The following is a 22,052-nucleotide window of genomic DNA, read 5'->3' as shown; positions in this document are numbered from 1 at the left end:
TGCTTTGAGATGCCGCGCTTTCCACAACTCGAACAGTTCAGTCATTGTTACCGTCACAGGGGCCTTCAACAGCTCCGTTTTGGTTTCGGGCGAAGGCTGCCATTCAGGGAAGTGTTGTGCGCTGGGGTCTGCACTATAGTCACCCTCGGCGCGACGGCGTTGATTTGTCGCCCACTCGATACGCGCCTTGTGCATTTCGTCCAGCAACCGTGTCCGGCTATAGGCATCTGCGGCAAGGCCCGCTTCTTGTAAGAGTGTCGTCGCCTCAGAGCCAGCCCAGCGTTCCAGTGCAATTGGGTCCGACCCGTAGGCCGTTTCCAGACGAATAACTTGCTCCCATATCCCGGTTTCCCCCGGTTCATTTTCGAGGGTTGCATCAAGTCGATTTCGGTATGTGCCAACCAGAGCCATCATCTGCTTGTGTGGCAATGCGCTGGGCGTGGCGCGTAGAGACTGCCATATGCTCGCCTGTCTTGCGGCTTCAACCGTGTGGCGCTGCCGCGCAAGCTCAGGCTCTTTGGTGTTCAGAGACTTGATGACCTCCGATTTCCCGAAAATTGCCCGCAGGTCGGCGGGGGTTTTCTGACGGAAATAGTAGACGCCTGTCTTGGGATTTTTGTGTGGTCTGGACATGTGTAATACCATCGTGGTGTAGACCCTCGGTGTATATCCGAGCATCATCCAAACCACTGATAACCGTCATCTTTTTGATAATAAAGGGGAAAAGATGGTGCTGTGAGAGAGGATTGAACTCTCGACCTCACCCTTACCAAGGGTGTGCTCTACCACTGAGCTACCACAGCCGCCTTTTTCCGAAACGTAACCCCGAGCGTTACCCCGAAGTCGGCAGGGTTCGGAAATCCCCCACCTAAACAAACACTTCCGTCTCCGTAGCCGCCCCTTACCAAGGGTGTGCTCTACCACTGAGCTACCACAGCACGCCGCGTGACCGAGCAGGTTTTCGGTCAACGTGGCGGCTGATTAGTCGGAATTTTCGCAAGGCGCAAGCGCAAACTGGACCCTTTTTGCCGGCTGGGGTAAGGAGGGGGTATGGATGATGAACGCACACGCCCCAAAGACCCTGAACTGCCCCGCCCGCCGCGCCAAAAAACCAGTGGCGAATTGCGCATGGAACGGCAAAAAGCGGCGTTAAAGGCGAATATGGCCAAGCGTAAGTCACAAGCAAAAGCCCGAAACGGGCAGAATTTAGAAGAAAGTCAGGGGCAGTAAATGGATTCGATACTTGTACGCGGTGGTGGTGAACTGAATGGCGTTATCCCGATAGCGGGGGCCAAAAACGCTTGCCTTACCTTGATGCCCGCGACCCTGCTGACCGAAGAACCGTTGACCCTGACGAACGCGCCGCGCTTGTCGGATATTCGCACGATGACCGAACTCCTCGGCTCTTTGGGGGCGGAAGTGGCCAGTTTGCAAAGCGGCCAAGTGTTGGCGATGTCCAGTCATAACATCCACAACCACACCGCCGATTATGACATCGTGCGCAAAATGCGGGCGTCGATTTTGGTGCTGGGGCCAATGCTGGCGCGCGATGGGCATGCGATTGTGTCGCTGCCCGGCGGCTGTGCCATTGGCGCACGCCCGGTCGATTTGCACCTGCAAGCGCTGGAGGCGCTGGGCGCGGAGCTGGACCTGCGCGACGGTTATGTGCATGCCAAGGCCAAAGGCGGGCGTTTGCGCGGCGGCATCATCAATTTCCCTTTGGTGTCTGTGGGCGCGACCGAAAACGCCCTGCTGGCCGCCACGCTGGCCAAAGGCACCACCGTGATCAACAACGCCGCACGCGAGCCGGAAATTGTGGACCTTGCCCAATGCTTGCGCCGCATGGGTGCGCAGATTGATGGCGAAGGCACCAGCACCATCACCATCCAAGGCGTCGACCGTCTGGGCGGCGCGACCCACCCCGTCGTGACCGACCGGATTGAATTGGGCACCTATATGCTGGCCCCCGCGATTTGCGGTGGCGAGGTGGAACTGCTGGGCGGGCGCATCGAATTGGTCGGTGCGTTTTGTGAAAAACTGGATGCAGCGGGCATTTCCGTGACGCAAACCGAACGCGGCCTAAAGGTGAAACGCACCAACGGGCGCGTGAAGCCAGTGGACGTGGTCACCGAACCTTTCCCCGGCTTTCCCACCGATTTGCAAGCGCAGATGATGGCGCTGCTGTGTACCGCCGATGGCACGAGCGTGCTGGAGGAACGGATTTTCGAAAACCGCTTTATGCATGCGCCCGAATTGATCCGCATGGGGGCCAAAATTGATGTGCATGGCGGCCATGCCACCGTGACAGGCGTGGAAAAACTACGCGGGGCGCGGGTCATGGCGACCGATCTGCGCGCCAGCGTCAGCCTTATTTTGGCGGCTATGGCGGCCGAAGGGGAGACCGTGGTCAGCCGCGTCTACCATCTGGACCGCGGGTATGAGCGGGTTGAGGAAAAGCTGGGCGCCTGCGGCGCGCATATCGAACGGATCGCCTCGTGACCGATGCGCGGTTTGAAGATGGCGGCGATGCGCCATTGGCGCTGGCCGTAACCGATGCGGGCGATGTGGATGTGGTGTCCACCTTGCTGCAAGACGCGGTGTTTACCGGGGCTGATATGCGGTTCGACCCCAAACGCCGCGAATTTGGCCTGCTGTTGAACCGCTTTCGCTGGGAAGATCGCGCAGCCGCCGAACGCACGGGCCGCGCCTATGAACGCGTGCGGTCGGTGTTGGTGTTCCAAGATGTGCTGGCGGTGCGCAGCCAAGGGGTGACGAAAGACGCGGGCACGGTGCTGTCGCTGTTGTCGGTTGGGTTCACGGCGGGGCCAGACGGGACGGGCCGCGTGGTGCTGACGCTGGCGGGCGACGGTGCGGTGGCGCTGGAGGTGGAAGCCCTGAACGCCGATTTGCGCGATGTGACACGGCCCTATACGGCGGTGTCGGGAAAGGTGCCGGGTCACGGCGCGTAAGGTGGGCAAGCGGGGGCCAGCCCCCGCACCCCCGGGATATTTTCAAACAGAAAAAGGGGGCCGTGCTTGAGGTGGGCACGGCGGCGCGCTATGGGGTTTGGGATGTAGAATAGGAGTGTGTGATGCCGGTTTTTTTGTCCACCACGGATGCTGATTTTGAGGCGGGATTTGCGCAGCTGTTGGGGGCCAAGCGCGAAGAAAGCGTCGATGTGGATGATACCGTCGCGGGTATTATTGCCGATGTGCGCGCGCGCGGCGATGCGGCTGTTTTGGATTTGACGGCCACGTTCGATCGGTTGGAATTGACGGCTGCGGCGATGCGGTTTTCGGCTGCGGAAATTGAAGCGGAATGTGCCAAAGTATCAGACGCCGACCGCGCCGCGCTGGAACTGGCCGCCGCGCGCATCCGCGATTACCACGCCCGCCAGCGGCCCGAAGATGCCATGTGGGAAGAGGCCAGTGGTGCCCGGTTGGGGTGGCGTTGGACGCCGGTATCGGCGGCTGGGCTGTATGTGCCGGGGGGGCTGGCGAGTTATCCATCATCGGTGTTGATGAACGCCATTCCTGCACAGGTCGCGGGCGTTGGCCGTTTGGTGATTTGCTGCCCCACGCCCGACGGTGTGGTGAACCCGTTGGTACTGTTGGCCGCCAAGATTTCCGGCGTGACCGAAATTTACCGCATCGGTGGCGCGCAGGCGATTGCCGCCTTGGCTTACGGCACCCAAACCATTGCGCCAGTGGATAAAATCACCGGGCCGGGCAACGCCTTTGTCGCGGCAGCCAAGCGCCGGGTGTTTGGGCGCGTTGGCATCGACATGATCGCGGGCCCGTCCGAGATTTTGGTGATCGCGGACCGGGACAATAACCCCGATTGGATTGCCCTTGATCTGTTGTCGCAGGCCGAACACGACGAAAGCGCGCAAAGCATTTTGATCACGGATGATGCAGGTTTTGGCGCCACCGTGGCGCGGGCGGTGGACGCACGCCTTGAAACGCTGGAACGCCGCGCGATTGCAGGCCCCAGCTGGCGCAACAATGGCGCGGTGATCGTGACGCGTGATCTGGCGGAGGCGGCGGCGCTTTCCAACCGCATCGCCCCGGAGCATTTGGAACTGTGCGTCGCCAACCCGGATGCGTACAGCCAGCACATCACCCATGCCGGCGCGATCTTTTTGGGCCAATATACGCCCGAGGCGATTGGCGATTATATTGGCGGCCCAAACCATGTGCTGCCCACCGCCCGGTCTGCGCGGTTTTCCAGCGGATTGTCAGTGTTGGATTTCATGAAACGCACCACGCTGGCGCAAATGACCCCGGCCGCGCTGCGCGACATTGGGCCTGCCGCCGTGCGCCTTGCCACATCCGAAAGCTTGCAAGCGCATGGGCTGTCGGTGCAGGCCCGGCTGGACAGCCTGAACGATCAACCAGCCCTTGCACCCCCCAGCGCAAAAGGCCATCAATCCTAAAGCCCCTACTGGACACAGCCCGATGACCCGCATCTGCCATATCGAGATTGACGAAACCGGCCTAAAAACGCCAACCGCCGCGATTGAGCAGGAGCGCAAAGTCGCGATTTTCGATTTACTGGAGGATAACAGCTTTGCCTTGCCCCCGCGCGAAGGCAAGGCGGTGCCCGATGGTCCCTACCGCCTTGGTCTTGCGATCCGCGAAGGGCGGTTGGTGTTTGATATCGCCACCGAAGCCACGGAAAAGGTCGGCGAATTTCATTTATCACTGGGTCCATTCCGCCAAGTGATAAAGGATTATTTCCAAATCTGCGCCAGTTATTTCGAGGCGGTCAAACGCCTGCCCCCCAGCCAGATCGAGGCAATTGATATGGCCCGGCGCGGCATCCACAACGAAGGGGCGCGCGTACTGCAAGAACGGCTGGAAGGTAAGGCCGCCGTCGATATGGACACCGCCCGCCGCCTGTTCACCTTGATCTGCGTTCTGCATTGGGGGTGACACCGTGACCGATTTCCCCCAGTCGGTGCTGTTTTGCTGCGACCACAACGCAGTCCGGTCGCCTATGGCCGAAGGATTGATGAAAAAACTCTATGGCCAAAAGGCTTATGTCCAATCGGCAGGCGTGAAAAACGATATGGAGGTGGATGGGTTTTCGATCACCGTTTGCCAAGAAATCGGCGTGGAAATCGCGCGCCACCGCAGCCGGTCGTTTGAAGAAATGCAGGAATGGGGCGACGACCTAAGCCAATTTGACCTGATCATCGCCCTGTCCCCCGCCAGCCAGCGCATGGCCTTGGAACTGACCCGCTATCACCATTTGGATATCGAATATTGGCCCATCCTTGACCCCACGGGCCTTGGCGATGCGCGCGAGGCCAAACTTTCGGCTTACCGCCAAGCGCGCGACCAAATCCACACCCGCATGCTCGACAGGTTCGGCCCCCCGCTGGACCCCGCACCGGAGGCCGCATGACCAAAGACCTGATCGCCCGCTATTACGCCGCTTTCAACGCCAGCGATGCGCAGGCCATGCTCGCCTGCGTGTCAGATGATGTGGAACACCGCGTCAATGAAGGGGCCATTCGCCACGGCCGCGCCAAATTTGCCGAATTTTGCGGCCATATGGGGGTCAGTTACCGCGAAACCCTGCGCGATATTGTGATTTTCAGCAGTGATGATGGTCGCAGGGGGGCTGCCGAATTTGTGGTCCACGGCACTTATTTGCAAACCGATCCGGGCCTGCCCACCGCCACGGGCCAAACCTACGTCCTGCCCGCAGGGGCGTTTTTTGATATGGCAGATGGGCGCATCACCCGCGTCACCACGTTTTACAATCTGAACGACTGGACCTTGCAAGTCTCGTGACCGATTTGCGCATCTTGACCGGGGCCCCATTGGACGCCCGACTGGATGATCTGGCCGCGTTGCGCATCCAAGTGTTCCGCGATTGGCCTTATTTATACGAGGGTACGCTGGCCTATGAACGCAGCTATTTGGCTCCGTATCGCACCACCCCCGGCGCAATCGTGGTCGGCGCGTTTGATGGCGACCGTTTGATCGGGGCCGCAACAGGCACCCCGATGGAAGGGCACGCCGCCGAATTTGCCACCGCCCTGCACGGGTTTCCAACCCCGCTGAACCACATTTTTTACTGCGCGGAATCGGTTCTGCTGCCCGCCTATCGCGGCCAAGGGTTTGGCCACCGCTTTTTCGATCTGCGCTAATCCCATGCCCGCAGTTTGGGCCGCAGCCATGTGGCTTTTTGCGCTGTGGTCCGCTCCGACACCCACCCTGCGCGCGCCGCCGCCCCCCGCGACAACGCAACCTTCTGGGCGGGCCGGGGCTATGCGCCATTGCCCGGTGCCATTGCGCAGTTTGAATGGCGCGATATTGGCGCGCCAACCGCTACCTACAAACCCTTGCAATTTTGGATGCGCAAGCTGTAAAGGCCCCCCATGAAAATCGCCGCCGCCGCCTATCCCTTGACCTATTTCAACGATTTCGCCGAATACGCCGCGAAAATCACCCATTGGGTCGCAGATGCGGCGGGGCAGGGGGCCGACCTGTTGGTGTTCCCCGAATACGCCGCGATGGAACTTGCCAGCCTTGGCGGCCGCGCCGTGGCAATAGATATTGAGGCAGCGCTGCATGAGGTGGCCCGCCACGGCCCCGCCGTTGATGCGCTGCACTGCGCGCTTGCCGCGCAATACGGGGTGCATATCCTTGGTGCCAGCGCCCCCCATTTTGCCCAAACCCGCCCCACCAACCGCGCCACATTCTATGGCCCGCACGGTATTATCGGCACCACCGACAAACAGATCATGACGCGGTTTGAACGCGAAACATGGCATATCATCCCCGGTGCGGGGCTGCCCGTGTTCGACACGCCGCGTGGCAAAATTGGCGTTATCATCTGTTATGACAGCGAATTTCCCTTGCTTGCCCGCGCTTTGGTCGATGCGGGGGCCGAAATTTTGTTGGCCCCGTCTTGCACGGACAGCGTGGCGGGCTTTTACCGCGTGCGCATCGGGTCAATGGCGCGCGCGTTGGAAAACCAATGCATCGTCGTGCAATCGCCCACCGTTGGCCCTTGCGACTTTTGCCCCGCGCTGGATGAAAACATCGGCGCGGCGTCCATCTATGGCCCGCCCGATCGCGGCTTTCCGCCCACGGGCATCATCGCGCAAACGCCCCTAAACGCTCCCGGTTGGGCGGTGGCCGATGTGTCGCTGGCCGCAATCCATGATGTGCGCCGCGACGGCGCTGTGCTAAACCACCTGCATTGGCCCGAACAGGCCCAACGCCTTACTCAAAATACAGGAGCGGGCAATGCCTGATACCCCCCACCCCACCCCCCAAACCGCCGCCCAAACCGCAACCGATTTCTTGCAAACCCGCCGGTCGGTGCCCGCCAAAACCCTTGCCTTGCCGGTGCCGGATGCGGCCGCCTTGCACCCCATCCTTACCGCTGCCGCCCGCGTCCCCGATCATGGCAAGCTGGAACCGTGGCGGTTTTTGGTGCTGCACCAAGGTGCGATGCCCCGCCTTGCCGCCCTGGCCCGCACCCGCGCAGCGGCCTTGGGGTTGGATGCCGAACGCACCTTGAAAGGGGCCGCGCAATATGACGCCGGGCACCTTGCTGTGGTCGTCATCGCCGCCCCCAAACCGTCCGACAAAGTGCCGCAAATCGAACAAATCCTGTCTGCGGGTGCTGTCTGCGTGTCGCTGGTCAACGCAGCGCTGGCGGCGGGCTGGGGGGCCAATTGGCTGTCAGGCTGGCCTTCGCATGACCGGGCGTTTGTTGAAACGGGGTTTGGCCTTGCGCCCCATGAAACTGTCGCGGGCATCATCCATATAGGCACCATCACCACCCCCACCTCTGACCGCCCGCGCCCCGATGTGGCAGCCCTGACCACATGGGCAAACGAATGATCTTTGCCGATTTCGCCAAGGCCGTCGGCCAACTCGGCGACCCCCGCTTTCGCCGCGTGCTGCTGTTGGGGGTCGCCCTAACCCTCGCCCTTTTGGTCGCCATCTATGCTCTGTTTCTGTGGGCTATCCAAAGCTTTGCGCCCGATCAAATCACCATCCCTTTTGTCGGCCCCGTTGGGGGGCTCGGCACCCTCCTCAGCTGGGGGTCGGCAGTGTTGATGATCGCGCTGTCGGTGTTTTTGATGATGCCCGTCGCCTCGGCCTTTACCGCGCTTTTCCTAGATGATGTCGCCCAAGCGGTGGAGGATCGGCATTATCCCGGCCTGCCCCCCGCCCAAAAACAAGGGTTCGGCGATGCAGCGATTGATACGGTGAATTTTGTGGCCTTATTGGTGGCGGTCAACGCGGTGGCGCTGGTGCTGTATTTCCTTGTCGGCCCTTTTGCGCCCCTCATGTTTTGGGCGGTCAACGGGCTGCTGCTAGGGCGGGAATATTTTACCATGATCGCCGCGCGCCGCATGGGCCGGGTGGCGGCAAAGGCGTTTCGCAAACGCCATTGGCTGTCGGTGTGGTGGGCAGGTGCCTTGATGGCGGCGCCGCTTACCATCCCTTTTGTCAACCTTGTGGTCCCTGTTTTAGGTGCCGCCACCTTCACCCATCTGGTCCACCGTCTTAACGCGGCAGACGCCCGGCTTAATTCGTAACCGCAGGCAGCATCCGCCCCATTAGGTCAAAATCACGCACCGAAATCACGCCAGACAAGATGACGGTGGTCAAAATCACCCAAATGACCGTGGCGGCGATGGTGGTGATAAACGCTTTGCGCCTAATCACAAAATCGGCGGGCGCGCTGGCGGGGGTGCCGGGCACAACCACGCCCGCGTCCCCTTGGGTGCGGTTGCGCAGCGGCAACACCACAAACAACGTCATAAACCAACACACGGCATAAAGGACAAAGGCGGCGGTAATGCTCATACTTGCTCCAATTCAATCAGGCAGCCGTTGAAATCTTTGGGGTGCAAGAACAACACAGGCTTGCCATGCGCGCCAATTTTTGGCGTGCTATCACCCAAAACCCGCGCCCCATCGGCCAGCAAACGGTCGCGCGCGGCCAAAATATCATCCACCTCGTAACACATGTGGTGTATCCCGCCGCTTGGGTTTTTCGCCAAAAACCCCATGATCGGCGATGCGTCATTCAGCGGATACAGCAGTTCAATCTTGGTGTTCGGCAGGGTGATAAACACCACCCGCACGCCATGGTCCGGCTCGTCCTGCGCGGGGCCCACATCGGCCCCCAACGTGGTGCGGTATTGCGCGGCTGCCGCCTCAAGGTCGGGCACAGCAATGGCCACATGGTTCAGGCGTCCAATCATCAGGGGCTCCATACTGCGGGTTTGGCCTGCGTTTATGCGACCCCGCGCGCGCGGGCAAGGGGACGCACCGCCGCAGGTGGTTTTATGCGCTGTTGTTCACGCAAAATTAGGGATGCCGGTGTCAGAAAGGGGGCATCACTTACCACGAAGGAGCTGCCATGCCCCCGCCCGTTTCACACGCCCTGCCCGAAGGGCCGGGGTTCGCCCAAACGCTGCACCGCGCAGCCTTGCCACTGGCCGGCATCACGCTGTTGGTGGTGGAAGATAGCCGTTTCGCGTCCGAGGCGTTGCGCCTTTTGTGCCAACGCAGCGGCGCACGGATGCGGCGGGCCGAAACGCTGGCCACCGCGCGCCAGCATTTGGCCGTGTACCGCCCCGATGTGGTGCTGGTGGATTTGGGCCTGCCCGATGGTAACGGGGTGGATTTGATCCGCGAGGTGACGCGCAATCGCGCTGGCGAAACCCTTGTGCTGGCGACCAGCGGTGATCCCGATGGGTGGTCCGCCGCCCTGCGCGCAGGGGCCGCCGGGTTTATCGAAAAACCGCTGGACAGTTTGGTGCAGTTTCAGGCGGTGATCTTGTCACATCTGCACGGCATCCCCCGCGCCGCACCGGGGCCCGACGACACACCCATCCACCCCGACCGTCAGGCACTGCAAGATGATCTGGTCCACGCCGCCGCCTTGCTGGCCCAAGAACAGGGCCGCGCGAACGGCGGTAAGGGCACAGAAACGTGCGCGGGTACTTGGACAGAAACGGGCACGGATGGGGGCCGCTATTTGACAGATTTTGTCGCAGGCATTGCCCGCAGCGCCAATGATACCGCGCTTGCCAGTGCCGCCGTCAATGCCCGCAGGTCCGCCAGCGCAATGGCGGGTTTGGGCACGCTGTTGTCGCAACGCATCGGGCGCGGCACCGATGCTTTTGCGCGCCCGTTCGCGGACCCGCCCGACAAAATTCCCTAACCCGCTACCCGCGCAACCCGGGGTCATCATTGGCGCGCACCAGCCGCGTCAAATCGCTTAACCGTTCGCGCTGCTGGCCGTTCGCGCCAAAATTGCTGGACGACAGCCACGCGCCATAAGCTTCGCGCAGCGCGGGCCATTCGCTGTCAATCACCGAACACCACGCGGTATCGCGGTTGCGCCCCTTAATCACCGCCGCTTGGCGAAACACCCCTTCATACGAAAATCCATACCGCTGCGCCGCGCGCCGTGACGTCACATTGGCCGCGTTGCACTTCCATTCGTACCGCCTGTACCCGGCATCAAACGCCCATTGCATCATCAAAAACATCGCCTCGGTCGCGTGAACCGATTTTTGCAATTCAGGCGCTATGCAAATATGCCCCACCTCAATCGACCCCGCAGCGGGGGATATGCGCAAATAACTGGCCACCCCGCCACAATGCCCCGTGGCCCGGTCGCGCAGCACATAAAACAACGGGTCCGTCTGCGCCGCCATGTCCTTGACCCAACGGTAATAGGTCGCGGCCGATGCGAACGGCCCGTAAGGCAAATACTCCCACAACGCATCATGGCCGGAAAACGCGCGAAACAAATCGGCGGCATGCAAATCGGCGTCCAGCCGTTCCAACACCACATGGGTTCCGGCCAAAACGGCCCCCTCAGGGGCCAAGGGCGGCACCCACCGCGAAAGGTCTTTGTCCATCATCCGCGCCCGCTGCAAAGGGAAATCCCTCCCGTTATGCGGCCTGCGCCGCCCCCCGGCAAGCTACAAGATCAAGCGCGGATCCGCCCCCATTTGCAGCCCCGGAAATATCGCCGCCTCCAACACCGCGCGGTCCAACCCAAACAACCCGCGCATCGCCCAAGCCGTCCAAGCCCGCACATCCGATGTGGGCATCAGGTCGCGGCGGTCATACAGCGCCGCCTCCGCCACCCCCGGCCACTCACCGCGCACCACACCGCCGCGCAGCGCGCCGCCCGCCAACACCATCACACCGCCCGTGCCATGATCGGTCCCGCCCGACCCGTTGATCCGCGCTGTCCGGCCAAATTCCGTCATTGCAATCAAGGTGGTGCGCCCCCACACCTGCGGCCCCGACTGCGCTTGCAGCCGCAAAATAATACGCTGCAACCGCGACAACGGCTTGCCAATCGCCCCCACTTGGCCGCGATGCGTGTCCCAGCCCCCCAAGGAAAACGCCGCAATCCGCGTGTCGCCGCGCAACCGATCCGCCGCAAAATCCACCAACGTGTCCAAATCGGGCCAAGCCCGGTCTGCGCCAACGGCCTTATCCACTACGCCCACCGCCTCACGCGGCGTGCGCTCTGACAGGTCCGCCGACAGGGTCATCGCCTCCTCACCCGCCTCGCGAAACAGATCGTCGTCGTGGTAAATATGGTCCAACAACAACTGGCTTTGCGCGGACAAAACCAAACCTACCTCCGGCGTCCAGTTGCGCGCAGGGCCAGCGCCCGCCAGCAACGGCAATGCCTCGCGCCCCACGGCATAGGCGGTGTCGGCGGTCAGCCCCGGCACTGCTTGCAGCATCCGGTTCAGCCACCCATCGCGCGCGGCCCCCAGTGTCACATCCATGCCGGTGCCCGCCTCCAACAGCGATTGCCCGTCAAAATGGCTGCGCTTGTCGCGGTAAGGAGTTGATGTGGCATGCACAAATCCCAACTGCCCCGCTTGCCACAACCCTTGCAGCCCGCCCAAACCCGGATGCATCCCAAACCCAGCCCCAAGGTCGACCCCCGCCACATAATCGGGGCGCAGCGCCGCAAAATCCGGGTCGCCCAGCGGTTGCACCACCTCCAACCCGTCCATGCCGCCGCGCAAAATCACCACGACAAGGCGGTTTTCGCCAAGGCCCACCCCTTGCGCCATCGTCACAGATGTCATCAACGGATGCGCCGCCGCCGTGCAGCCCGCCAACCCCAACCCGCGCAAAAACAAACGTCTGTCCATCGCCCTCACCTCCGGTTGAACGCGGGCGAGGATAGGACAAGCCCAACCCCTTCGCGTGTCGTTTCCGCCCGCGCCGCCGCCCATTCCAGCCGTTCGTCCACCGCCCCGCCAAGGCAACGGCGCATGAAATCCACCGGGTCAGGCATCGGCACCACCAACCGCCCCGGCACCTCCATCGCCCAAGTGATCCGCGCAGCCATCCCTTGCGGTGTAATCCACGCCTCCGCCGCCTCCGCCCAACCATCGGGGCCCGGCGGCGTTTGCCAGTCTTGGCCCATCAGCGCCATGGGCCGCGTCAACAGCCGCGCGGCGGGACCTTGCGCCATCCGCCGCACCTCTGCGCCCGTCATCCCCAACGCGCGCAGCGCGGCCAGTATAAAATCAACGGGTTGGCGCGCTTTCATCAATCGCGGTTCCCACGCGGCAGGATGCGCCAACAAGGCGGCATACACCGCCAGCAAATCGCCGCCCGTGTCCAGATAGGCCGCCGTCAGCGCCGCCACCAACCCCGCATCCGGGGCATCGGATACAAAATGCACCGCCAATTTGCGCGCGATATGTTTGGCCGTATCATCGCGCAAGGCAATATCGCGCAGCGCGGCTTCAATCGGGGCCACCCCCGCGCCGCCATAGGTACGGCCCAGCACCACCTCCGCCCCCGGTTCCGCGCGGTCGGGGCGAAACACAAATCCATCGGCGGCATTGGCGTCCAGCCCCGTTAGCAACAGCGCCATCTGCCGCACATCGCCCTGATCATACGCAGCCCCCACCCCAAGGCTGTGCAGCTCCATCACCTCGCGCGCCAAATTTTCATTCAGCCCCCGCCCGCGCCGCACCCCAAACGCCGACCCCGGCCCCACCGATGCCGTTTGGTCCAGATAGGCCAACATCGCGGGGTGCAGCGTGGCGGCCACCAACATATCGCCAAATCGCCCCGTCACATGGGGGCGAATGGCATCATGCACAAACGCGCCGGGCAAGGGGCGTTCGGCGGCAGACCGCGCACGGGTGGTGAAATGATCGGCCCAAAACGCGCACAACCGTTCGCGAAACCCATCGGGGGCATCCAGCGCGCGCGCAAACCCCGCGCGCGTTTGCGCATCATCCAGCGCCGCCGCCGCGCGCATTGCCGTCCGGTAAGGCAGGCGCAGGCTTTCATCCTTGCGCAACGCGCGCCGCGCCTCTTGCGCCGCCGCAATCAGGGGCCGCGCCTCGTCAACCCCCACCGTCGGGTGCAGTTGCATCATCGCATCCGGCGCGCGCAACGCGGCCAGCATCGCATCCGGGGTCACAGGCGCCCCCTTTGGCAAGGGCAAGCCATAGCCGAAGCGGATCGCGGCAAGCGTGGGTTGGTCGATCATGCAACACCTTTCGGACAGCCTGCGCCTAATCTAGGCAATGCGCGGCGACATTTCACCCCCCGCCCAAACGCTGCCCGCAGCCCTTGGCGAACAATTGCCGCCGGGCCGTCAGGCGTTGCGAAATTGCACGTCATAAAGCCGCTTGAACGCGCCATTCATCGCCAGCAACTCTTGCAGCGTGCCTTGTTCGGTCACCCGCCCGGCCTCTAAATAGCAAATCTTGTCGGCGTTCATCACGGTGGCCAAACGGTGCGCGATCACAATCGTCGTCACCCCTTCGCTGACCTGTTCCAACGCATCGCGGATATACGCCTCCGATTGGCTGTCCAGCGCACTCGTCGCCTCATCCAACAGCAAAATCGGCGCGCGCCGCAACACGGCCCGTGTGATCGACAGGCGTTGCCGCTGCCCCCCCGACAAAAACGCGCCATTTTCCCCGATGGGGGTCATGTACCCTTTGGACAATTTTTCAATAAAATCATGGGCATAGGCAACGCGCGCCGCCTCATACACGTCCTCGTCACTGGCATCGGGGCGGGCCACGCGCAAATTGGCCATCACCGTGTTGGAAAACAAAAACGTATCTTGCCCCACAAAGGCGATCTTTTGGCGCAAGGATGTAAAGGTGGCGTCGCGAATATCGCTGCCATCAATCCGCACCGCCCCCGACACCGGATCATACAGCCGCAACAACAGGTTCAGGATGGTCGATTTGCCACCCCCAGACGGGCCCACCAGCGCGGTCGTCTTGCCCGCTTCAAATGTCAGGCTCATATCGTCGATCACCGACGCGCCGCCGACATATTCAAACGACACGTTTTCCAGCGTCACCTCACCCGGTCCTACGGTCAATTCGCGGGCATCAGGCGCCTCCACCAACGTCAACGGCATGTCCAGCAACTGGTACATCATGCGCACACCCACCATGCCCGCCTCAATCGACACGCGCATCCGCGACAGGCGTTTTGCAGGCTCATAAGCCATCAAAAACGCGGTCACAAACGACATCAACTGCCCCGGTGTGCCCGCCGATTGCCCGGCAATGCTGGTGCTGCTTAAAATCACAATCGCCGCAATCGCCGCACCCGTCAGCGTGTCCATCAATGGCGAAGTGGCCGATTCCAACGTCACCATCTTGTTGGCCCGCTTTTCCACATCGCGCACCGCACCGTTCATGCGCGCCTGCATCACGTTTTCCAGCGCAAACGCTTTGATCACCCGCGCCCCGGTCGAACTTTCCTGCACAACTTTGATAATTTCGGCCAGCCCGGCCATTTCCTGCGCCATGATCGCTTGCACTTTGCCAAGGATCAGCCGCACGCCCAAAACCGCCGCAGGCCCCACCACAAGGCTGATCAAGGACAAAAACGGCTGCTGGTAAAACATCACCGCAACCAAACCGAACAAGGTCAGCATATCGCGCACAAACCCGGTAACAATCGTGTCAATCACCGACCGCGCCATCTGCGCGCTTTGCGTCACGCGCAGCAGCAAATCAGACGATTCCGTGGTGTTGAAAAACGCAATCCCTTGGCCCAGCAACCGCTTGAACAACGATTTTTGCATCTGCGCCACAATCCGGTTGCCCGCCCGCGCCATCAACACCGTTTGCGCAAAACTGGCAAAGCCTTTGGCGACAAAAATCGCGAAAACCGCCAGCGCGACCATGTAAATCGTTTGCTTGTCGTCGGGGTTGCTCATCGCATCGACAATTTCGCCCATGACCCATGCCGACAGCGCCGTGGTGGCCGCGACCAGCACCATCGCGCCCATCGCCAGCGCGTATTTGCCTTTGTGTTCGGGCAGTTTCTCGGTCAGCAACCGCCACAACAGGCTGTCCGCCGTATAGCGCCGCAGAAATCTGAACCGTGGTTTTGTCGTGGTCATATGGTCGTGGCCTTGCTTTGCTTGGCAGGCCTGCATCCCTGCCACATCACCGATGCCTCCGAACCGCCCAAAAGGCGATCCTTTGCGGGCTCGATACCTCAACTGGCCCTTCTGTTCAACCAGCGCAAGGGGCCGCACGCACCACCCCACGTTACATGATCCTGCATGCGCTTGCGCAAAACGCCCGCACCGCTGCCAAATGCCAGCCCACGCACAAATCAAGAAGGGGGGAGGGAGAAGTGGTGGCGAGGGGGGGACTCGAATGAGTCAGATTAAATATTGTTATAAAACGATAAATTATTTTTATAATTGAATAGTACCCCCAATAGTACCCCCAGACCGCCACTATACGTGCCGCGGCCGGCGTCTGCGGAAAGTAAGCATCATAGGTTCTGTTCAAGCTCAACCCCTAAGAACTCGGCACTCACCTAGTATGGCCGGGGGCGTAGCCCGCAGTGCTTCAAGGACGCGCTGGAGACGGAGAATATGGCAGAGGACATGGCTGTCAGCTGAGAGCCGCGGGATACCCATCCCCATTGCCATGTTTCGCCAAAGCGGTCACTCAGACGTGGCGCAGCGACGGAGCATTGCCAGTCTCGATGGGCTGTCGGTCTTGCGCAATGATTTACCCAGAACCGACGCGAGGGGCGGGAAGCGGACATTCGCCGCGAGCGCGAAGTGGGAGCGCGTCAACGGCGAGAGCCGACATTCAAACTATCAGGAAACTGGGATTTCTTCTGCGGTGCGGAAGGCCGCTGTGAGCCCATATTGACGGTTTTCTACGGTGCAACGAATGGCCGCAATTTCCTCTTCGGCAGCAAGCTTAAAGATTGCACTTGCTCGCAGAACCATAGCCAACATATCTGTGCCAACTCTGGGCTAAACAGAATTTGTCCAAAAATGGTCTGTAGCTACCGCCATGTTGAAGAGGAAGTGTCCAATAACAGCGGCCATCTCCCAGCCAAGGGCACATGTCAAGCTCAGATCATGCCAATCGCCAGCCCGCTACATTGATGCTGACCTAACTTGTTACAAGGCCGACGGTCATCGGACGTACTCAGACTACCGCATCCACCTTCATGCGAAATGTGGTTTTCCAACTGCTGAGCAATTAACGTAAGCAAAATTGCCGCCCGGTCCAGTCCAAAGTACGTTCGGTTCGACAAGGGAATTAACCCAATTTCGCCCCTGTTTCAGGTCTTGGCAGTCTGTCTTGCAATGGCGCCCATGAACTCGCGCTGGTAGTAGTTGCGGTCGTCTTCGCCAAAGCCGGGTCCTCGACCTAGAGCGCGCGCCTGCAGGTGGAACCCTTTGGCCGCTTCGCCATCCCCAACCTTGCTGACCATCAACGCGGCCAGAAACGGCGCGCCAGATTCTGCATCCTCGACCATGGTCGCCTCTAGTGCCTGTGTCACTTTTGCAATGGATCCGGGCGCATAAAGCCCCATGGCACGGGCAAGCTGGCCGTAGGTCATCGGCACATCTGCGGCAGACAGGCTGGTCAGATGCGCCCGGATGCGATTGCGCAAGTCGCTGCCTGCAGTTGCCGCCTTTGTCGCAGCACGTGGGGCCGGAATTTCATAGGCAGATCCATCCGCTGCGATTTCAATCGCCCAGACTCGGCGGCTAGAGCGCATGATCAATCGTGTCTTTCCCGCGTCCTCTCCGATGCCAGATTCTGATTGGCTGACAACTTCGCCCGATTGCATCGCTGCCCGCAGGGTTTCTGCGTCCATCCCGAGGCGGGGTGCAAGGTAGTCAGGCGAGATCAGAAACTGTCCATCTTCCCGTACGATCATATCGGGTGGTACGGGACGATACAGCAAGGGACGCTTCGGGGGCGGCGGAGCATCCGGCCCGTTGCTGTAAAACGGGGTTTCACCTGCGGCATGGTCGGTCACGTCAACGATGTCGCGGACTTCTGGCACGGCCGCGCGGATCATGCCTTCCACGCCGCCTCGCAGTGTCGCGGCAGAGGACGCACAGCCCTGACAGCCCCCCGACATGAGCATGCTGACAACACCATCCTGCACACCGGTCACGCGGACATGCCCGCCGTGGCTGGCAATCGCAGGGTTGGCTTGGCGGTCCAGCACCTCTTGCACGGCCAGTCGGATTTCAGCATCGGTGCGGGCTTGGCCCAGGGTCTTCACCCTTGGGCCCAATGGCGCGGAAGATTGCGATATGTTGCTGCGAAGTGCATTTGCAATCAGAGCTTTCAAGGCGTCCCAGTCGCTGTCATGGGTCTTGATCACGGTCACAACCGCGCCCGAAACATCAACCATTTTCACGCCGGGGATTGCAAATAACGCTTCGGCCAAAGGGGCGCCTTGCGCCGAAGCGGCATCGGCAAAGGTTGCCATGGCACCATCTTGCACGTCACTCTCCAACACAAAGCGCATGCTGTGCTTATCCGCTGGCGAAGTTTCGGCGCGGATACGCAGCGGCGATGTTAGTTCAGACATCTTCAACCTCGGCGGCCACCATGCCGCGAAGCTGACCAAATGTGTAAATCCCCGAACTATGGCCATCGCTGAAGCTGACGCCGATCGCATAGTTGCCAAGGCTCCAGATCCGGGTCGGCACGATGTTTAGCGGCACAGTCGTGGGCTCCAACACCGCGCGCCCGCTCATCTCGTCGACACAGGCCGCACAGCGGCATGCGAGACGTAAATCGCGCACGTCGATCTGCTGGTCGTGGCCATCCTGCCAATGCAAGGCCAGAGTACGCCCGTCGCGCCGATTCAGTGCCATGGGAACTTCAGTAGCACCACCTGCGTTGGCCGCATGGGCTGCAGGCTTTGGTTTGCTGGCGTCATCGGCCCAATGCCAGTCAAATGGCGTGGGAATTCCGGCGGCAGCGCGCACCCGCCCGGAAAGGATTGCGGCAATATCGCGATAGACGGCCGCTGCTGGTGCGTCGGGATGGGCAATCACCAAAGGGCGCCCCTCATCACCGCAATCCACGATTGCCGGGTCAAGCGGTATGGCACCCAGAAACGGGACGCCAAGGCTGGCCGCGATCTCTGCGCCGCCACCTTGATGGAAGATGTGCGTTACCTCGTTGCAAGAGGGACAGGTAAACCCGCTCATATTCTCGACGATGCCGAGAATGGGCACCTTGACTTGCTCCATCATACGAATGCCGCGCCGGGCGATTTTCAGGCTGACATCTTGCGGCGTACTGACCACGACTGCTCCCGTCAGCGGAAAGGCTTGCGCCAGCGTCAGCTGTGTGTCGCCGGTGCCGGGGGGCAGGTCGAGGATCAGAAAGTCGAGTTTGCCCCAATCCACATCGAGAACGAACATGCGCAGGTATTTCGCGACCATCGGGCCGCGCAGAATGGCAGGCTTGTCGTCATCGGTCAGCATGCCCATCGAGATGACTTTGATCCCATGCGCCTGTGCGGGTGTCACCTTGCCCGAAGGTGACATCATCGGGGCTTTTCCAGTTTCAATCCCCAACATTCCCGGCACGGAGGGGCCGTAAAGATCCGCATCCACCAAACCGACCGCAGCTCCTTGCGCCGCCAGAGCCAATGCCAGATTGGTGCTGACGGTGCTTTTGCCCACACCGCCCTTGCCGCTAGCCACCGCAATGATCTGTCCAAGATGCGCCATACCAAGGTCGCCTGCGGGGCTGGATGTGGCTTGTGCCGTCGTCATAAGATTTCCTTTGATTTGAGGCTTGGAACTGCTGTCCTTCGATCTTCGTGAGCGGCAAAATTGACGCAAAGACGACCAAGATCAGCCGGCTCCAGTTCGGCGGCTATGCAAGCACAGTAGCTGGCAGCACCCCCGCTTGAGAAATACCGACAATCGCCGCAGGTGCCAAAGGCGACGGTGCCGCGAACCTTGGCAAGCTCTGCTGCCAAAGCGGGCAAAGCCTGCCGCAACGAGGTGCGTTGCTTGCCTTCCAACCGATCAATGGCTCGTGTGATGTTGTTCAAAGGATCATGATCCATAATTGTCTGCCCGCCGCTGGTCAGGTCCAGTCGAACGCCGCGACGGTCATCAGCTGCCTCATGCCGGACAAGAAAACCCTTTTGCATCAGGGATTTTATGATTTGCGATGCAGTGCCGCGCGTCGTGGCATGAAAGCTGGCAAAGGCTGACGGCGTCCGAGAAAGGTGATTGGCGCGCGCGAAAAACCGCATTGCTGTCCATTGCGCCGCCGTCAGGTCTGATCCTGCATCGGTCCCGCGCGCTGCCCGCCCAAGATAGACAAGGAGTTCAGCGATTTCTTCTGTGGTGGTTAAATTGTCTGCCATGGGAAAGTGATAGCGCTTCGAAATCATATTGACAAGTAGATCTTGTCAAATGCAGTATCGAAACGAAACTAATTGTGAGAAAAAATGAATAGCCCATTCTCTCCACCCCGCATGACCCGCAATCAGACGTCGCGCCCGGAATTCCTTGACGCGCGCACCGAGGCGCGGCTTGCCAGATGCTGGCACGAGGAAGGTGATGTTGTCGCCCGCAACCGTCTAGTCACATCGCACCAGGCGCTTGCAATGGCGGCTGCAAAGCGTGCTGGGGGCAGGGGACGAGAGTTGGATAGCGATATTCTGCAACAAGCAAATATCGGGCTGTTGAAGGCGGCGGAAGGCTTTGATCCCGACAAGGGTTTTCGTTTTTCCACCTATGCTGCGTGGTGGATCAGAGCGGAAATCCAAGACTACAAGATTAGGAGCTGGTCCCTAGTGAGGCTTCCGAATTCGGTGTCCAGTCGGAAGTTGTTCTACAACTTGAAGCGTGTTGAAACGCGGCTGGTCGCTGCGGGCGAATTTCCACCCGAACTCCTTGTTGAACGGATAGCGAGTGATCTCGCGGTTACGTCCAAACAGGTTGTGTTGATGCAACAAAGACTGGCCGCTCAGGATGGGTCGCTGAACCGGCCCGTTGGTGACGATGGTGGCACAATGCAACTGCAAGATCTGCTTGCGGATCCGGATGCAGACGTCGAAAAGGAAGTTGGCACACGCTTGGATTCCCGTGCCTTTTGGAACACGATGTCCACCCATCTGAACCGGCTTTCCAAGCGTGAACAAGACATCATCATCGAAACCTATGTGTCTGACACACCGAAGACGTTAGGTGCATTGGGTGAGCGGTTTGGTGTATCGCGCGAGCGGATCCGCCAGATCCGTGAAGCTGCGCTTACCCGACTGCGTGCGTCTTTTGCGGAAGCTGCGGCCTCCTGACGGAGGCATCGGCACAAACAAACTTTTGGGATAGGAGCAGTATGGAATGCGGACCTTCGGCAACCAAAAGCAAATGTACCCTTCGTCCGCACACCAACGTTTCAGCTCCAAAAATGCTGCGTCCAGTATGAATGGCCGGTCTGGGGAAGCTGCACCGCAGCGTACCGATGGTCAGCCAAGGTCCGCAGTGGGCGGTGGGTTCAACCGATCGACGCAACACACTCTGCGAACTTCTCTGCTGGGGTTTGGTATTGCAAGGTCTTGCGTGGCCGTTCGTTGAGCTGTCTTGCAATTGCGCTGAGCTTTGCTTGTGAATGGACAGACAGATCGGTTCCGCGCGGCAGATATTGCCGCAAAAGTCGGTTGGTGTTTTCGTTTGATCCGCGTTGCCACGGCGACTGCGGGTCGCAAAAGTAGACATCAACGTCAGTTGCCATCGTCAGGCGCGGGTGATCTGCCAGCTCTTTGCCACGATCCCATGTCAGAGATTTATAGAGTTCGCGTGGTAGCCTCTGAGCCGATTTGATCAGGGCCGTTACAACGCTTTCGGTGTCCTTGTTAGCAACCTTCACCAACATGACATACCGTGAATGGCGCTCGACAAGTGTTGCAATGTAGCTGTTTCTGGATCCACCAATTAGGTCGCCCTCCCAGTGTCCCGGGACAGCGCGGTCTTCGATAGAAGCGGGCCTTTCACTGATTGATACAGCGTCCTTAATCTGACCAAGACCGCTACGTTTGAGGCTGGCATGTTTGGACCGTCTGACTGTGCGTTTGGCGCGCAGGTGCTCAAGCAGCTCCTTTTTCAGGACACCGCGCGCCTGTATATAAAGGCTTCTATAGATCGTCTCGTGTGACACCTGTTTCTGCGCCTCTCCTGGAAACGCGCGCTTGAGCCAACCCGCAATCTGTTCTGGTGACCACTTGCGCCGCAGCTTCGTCGATACTGCGTGGCTCAATGATGGGTGGCAAGCCAGCTTGCATATCTTGGGACGCAGAGCGCGATCCCACGCGGCCTGGTCGGACCCCGTCGCACGATATCTAGCAGGCCCACCGTTGCGCCGAACCTCCCGGCAGATGGTCGAAGGTGCGCGCCCCAACTGCCGCGCAATTGCCCGCAAAGAAAGCTTGATGCTGAGCCCACGCGATATTTCCTCGCGCTCAGAAAGGCTCAATGCGTAGCTGCCGCGTCGGCGATCCGGTGGACGGATGCCGCCCGTCGGCGAGATCACCGAAAAGACTGACGAGGATGGCCGATCAAACACCCGCCCTATCGACCTCATGGACTCCCCAGCCTGCCAACGGTCCCAAATCTCCGCGCGCTGCCCAGCTGAATAGTAGATCCTGCGACGATACTTCATTCAAACACTCCATCTCTTCATAAAGATTGAAGTGTTGCGTCCACCGGTTGAACCCACC

23 protein-coding genes, 1 tRNA gene and 1 pseudogene are annotated in these 22,052 nt (G+C 60.6%); 13 read left to right on the top strand and 12 right to left on the bottom strand.

What is annotated here, in order from left to right; genetic code table 11:
• Both BMY36_RS16370 and BMY36_RS16365 read right to left on the bottom strand, forming a co-directional pair.
• Positions 1 to 678: DUF6538 domain-containing protein (locus BMY36_RS16370; protein ID WP_217646631.1), on the bottom strand; the 678-nt coding region annotated here is incomplete at its 3' end.
• A 50-nt stretch (positions 679 to 728) separates the two neighbouring features.
• Positions 729 to 803: transfer RNA gene (locus BMY36_RS16365), tRNA-Thr, on the bottom strand.
• Between the two features lie 247 nt (positions 804 to 1,050).
• Between BMY36_RS16365 and BMY36_RS16360 the strand changes: the two genes are divergently transcribed.
• From BMY36_RS16360 to BMY36_RS16310, 11 genes and pseudogenes are all read left to right on the top strand, one after another.
• Positions 1,051 to 1,230 (top strand): hypothetical protein, encoded by a 180-nt coding sequence (locus BMY36_RS16360; RefSeq protein WP_050520357.1) that lies wholly within the window; start codon positions 1,051 to 1,053, stop codon positions 1,228 to 1,230.
• Complete coding sequence (murA, locus tag BMY36_RS16355) at positions 1,231 to 2,499, top strand: UDP-N-acetylglucosamine 1-carboxyvinyltransferase (RefSeq protein ID WP_050520356.1); 1,269 nt, start codon at positions 1,231 to 1,233, stop codon at positions 2,497 to 2,499. It abuts the gene before it with no gap.
• Positions 2,496 to 2,969: a DUF2948 family protein gene (locus BMY36_RS16350; protein WP_050520355.1), complete on the top strand. Its 474-nt coding sequence runs from the start codon at positions 2,496 to 2,498 to the stop codon at positions 2,967 to 2,969. Before murA ends, BMY36_RS16350 begins: the two co-directional genes overlap by 4 nt.
• 122 nt (positions 2,970 to 3,091) lie before the next feature.
• On the top strand, positions 3,092 to 4,435 hold the full coding sequence (gene hisD, locus BMY36_RS16345) for a histidinol dehydrogenase (RefSeq protein ID WP_050520354.1): 1,344 nt from the start codon (positions 3,092 to 3,094) through the stop codon (positions 4,433 to 4,435).
• 22 nt (positions 4,436 to 4,457) lie between these two features.
• On the top strand, positions 4,458 to 4,934 hold the full coding sequence (locus BMY36_RS16340) for a UPF0262 family protein (protein WP_050520353.1): 477 nt from the start codon (positions 4,458 to 4,460) through the stop codon (positions 4,932 to 4,934).
• Positions 4,935 to 4,938: 4 nt separating this feature from the next.
• Complete coding sequence (locus tag BMY36_RS16335) at positions 4,939 to 5,409, top strand: arsenate-mycothiol transferase ArsC (RefSeq protein WP_050520352.1); 471 nt, start codon at positions 4,939 to 4,941, stop codon at positions 5,407 to 5,409.
• On the top strand, positions 5,406 to 5,801 hold the full coding sequence (locus BMY36_RS16330; protein WP_050520351.1) for a ketosteroid isomerase-related protein: 396 nt from the start codon (positions 5,406 to 5,408) through the stop codon (positions 5,799 to 5,801). The genes BMY36_RS16335 and BMY36_RS16330 overlap by 4 nt, the downstream gene beginning before the upstream one ends.
• Positions 5,798 to 6,382 (top strand): annotated as a pseudogene (locus BMY36_RS16325) (GNAT family N-acetyltransferase). Before BMY36_RS16330 ends, BMY36_RS16325 begins: the two are co-directional and overlap by 4 nt.
• Before the next feature lie 9 nt (positions 6,383 to 6,391).
• Positions 6,392 to 7,273: a carbon-nitrogen hydrolase family protein gene (locus tag BMY36_RS16320; protein WP_050520350.1), complete on the top strand. Its 882-nt coding sequence runs from the start codon at positions 6,392 to 6,394 to the stop codon at positions 7,271 to 7,273.
• Complete coding sequence (locus tag BMY36_RS16315; protein ID WP_050520349.1) at positions 7,266 to 7,868, top strand: nitroreductase family protein; 603 nt, start codon at positions 7,266 to 7,268, stop codon at positions 7,866 to 7,868. The genes BMY36_RS16320 and BMY36_RS16315 overlap by 8 nt, the downstream gene beginning before the upstream one ends.
• Entirely contained in the window at positions 7,865 to 8,572 is a 708-nt protein-coding gene (locus BMY36_RS16310; RefSeq protein WP_082224886.1) for an EI24 domain-containing protein, read from the top strand. Before BMY36_RS16315 ends, BMY36_RS16310 begins: the two co-directional genes overlap by 4 nt.
• Here BMY36_RS16310 and BMY36_RS16305 read toward each other — a convergent pair.
• Together BMY36_RS16305 and mce are read right to left on the bottom strand one after the other, a co-directional pair.
• On the bottom strand, positions 8,562 to 8,843 hold the full coding sequence (locus BMY36_RS16305; RefSeq protein ID WP_050520347.1) for a DUF1467 family protein: 282 nt from the start codon (positions 8,841 to 8,843) through the stop codon (positions 8,562 to 8,564). The genes BMY36_RS16310 and BMY36_RS16305 overlap by 11 nt on opposite strands.
• The gene (gene mce / locus BMY36_RS16300) at positions 8,840 to 9,244 is read right to left on the bottom strand and encodes a methylmalonyl-CoA epimerase (RefSeq protein ID WP_050520361.1); all 405 of its coding nucleotides are present in this window, start codon (positions 9,242 to 9,244) and stop codon (positions 8,840 to 8,842) included. The genes BMY36_RS16305 and mce overlap by 4 nt, the downstream gene beginning before the upstream one ends.
• 158 nt (positions 9,245 to 9,402) lie before the next feature.
• Here mce and BMY36_RS16295 point away from each other — a divergent pair, with 158 nt between their 5' ends.
• Complete coding sequence (locus BMY36_RS16295) at positions 9,403 to 10,209, top strand: response regulator (protein ID WP_050520346.1); 807 nt, start codon at positions 9,403 to 9,405, stop codon at positions 10,207 to 10,209.
• A 4-nt stretch (positions 10,210 to 10,213) separates the two neighbouring features.
• Here BMY36_RS16295 and BMY36_RS16290 read toward each other — a convergent pair whose 3' ends face one another.
• The 7 genes from BMY36_RS16290 to BMY36_RS16260 all read right to left on the bottom strand — a co-directional run bounded on the left by BMY36_RS16290 (position 10,214) and on the right by BMY36_RS16260 (position 19,727).
• Positions 10,214 to 10,915 (bottom strand): GNAT family N-acetyltransferase, encoded by a 702-nt coding sequence (locus BMY36_RS16290; RefSeq protein WP_231579737.1) that lies wholly within the window; start codon positions 10,913 to 10,915, stop codon positions 10,214 to 10,216.
• Positions 10,916 to 10,978: 63 nt separating this feature from the next.
• A complete protein-coding gene (locus BMY36_RS16285; protein WP_050520344.1) occupies positions 10,979 to 12,181 on the bottom strand; it encodes a DUF1501 domain-containing protein in 1,203 nt (400 codons plus the stop codon).
• A 5-nt stretch (positions 12,182 to 12,186) separates the two neighbouring features.
• On the bottom strand, positions 12,187 to 13,542 hold the full coding sequence (locus BMY36_RS16280) for a DUF1800 domain-containing protein (RefSeq protein ID WP_050520343.1): 1,356 nt from the start codon (positions 13,540 to 13,542) through the stop codon (positions 12,187 to 12,189).
• A 108-nt stretch (positions 13,543 to 13,650) separates the two neighbouring features.
• Entirely contained in the window at positions 13,651 to 15,429 is a 1,779-nt protein-coding gene (locus BMY36_RS16275) for an ABC transporter ATP-binding protein (protein ID WP_050520342.1), read from the bottom strand.
• 1,193 nt (positions 15,430 to 16,622) lie between these two features.
• Positions 16,623 to 17,894 (bottom strand): DUF6522 family protein, encoded by a 1,272-nt coding sequence (locus tag BMY36_RS16270; RefSeq protein WP_050520341.1) that lies wholly within the window; start codon positions 17,892 to 17,894, stop codon positions 16,623 to 16,625.
• Positions 17,887 to 19,095 carry an MRP-like and DUF971 domain-containing protein gene (locus BMY36_RS16265; protein WP_231579736.1) on the bottom strand — a complete coding sequence of 403 codons (1,209 nt, stop codon included), beginning with the start codon at positions 19,093 to 19,095 and terminating at the stop codon, positions 17,887 to 17,889. Before BMY36_RS16265 ends, BMY36_RS16270 begins: the two co-directional genes overlap by 8 nt.
• Positions 19,092 to 19,727, bottom strand: a complete 636-nt coding sequence (locus BMY36_RS16260; protein ID WP_231579735.1) for a MarR family winged helix-turn-helix transcriptional regulator — start codon at positions 19,725 to 19,727, stop codon at positions 19,092 to 19,094. Before BMY36_RS16260 ends, BMY36_RS16265 begins: the two co-directional genes overlap by 4 nt.
• A gap of 84 nt (positions 19,728 to 19,811) precedes the next feature.
• Here BMY36_RS16260 and BMY36_RS16255 point away from each other — a divergent pair, with 84 nt between their 5' ends.
• Positions 19,812 to 20,633, top strand: coding sequence for a sigma-70 family RNA polymerase sigma factor (locus tag BMY36_RS16255; protein ID WP_244888690.1), 822 nt, complete (start codon positions 19,812 to 19,814; stop codon positions 20,631 to 20,633).
• Positions 20,634 to 20,833: 200 nt separating this feature from the next.
• Here BMY36_RS16255 and BMY36_RS16250 read toward each other — a convergent pair whose 3' ends face one another.
• Positions 20,834 to 21,994 carry an IS30 family transposase gene (locus BMY36_RS16250; RefSeq protein ID WP_074818900.1) on the bottom strand — a complete coding sequence of 387 codons (1,161 nt, stop codon included), beginning with the start codon at positions 21,992 to 21,994 and terminating at the stop codon, positions 20,834 to 20,836.
• Positions 21,995 to 22,052: the final 58 nt, after the last annotated feature.

This window comes from Pseudorhodobacter antarcticus (assembly GCF_900110135.1).
In the GTDB taxonomy this organism is placed as follows: Bacteria; Pseudomonadota; Alphaproteobacteria; order Rhodobacterales; family Rhodobacteraceae; genus Pseudorhodobacter; species Pseudorhodobacter antarcticus.
Note: the sequence above shows the minus strand (reverse complement) of the source record. Positions and strands in the feature narration are given on the sequence as shown.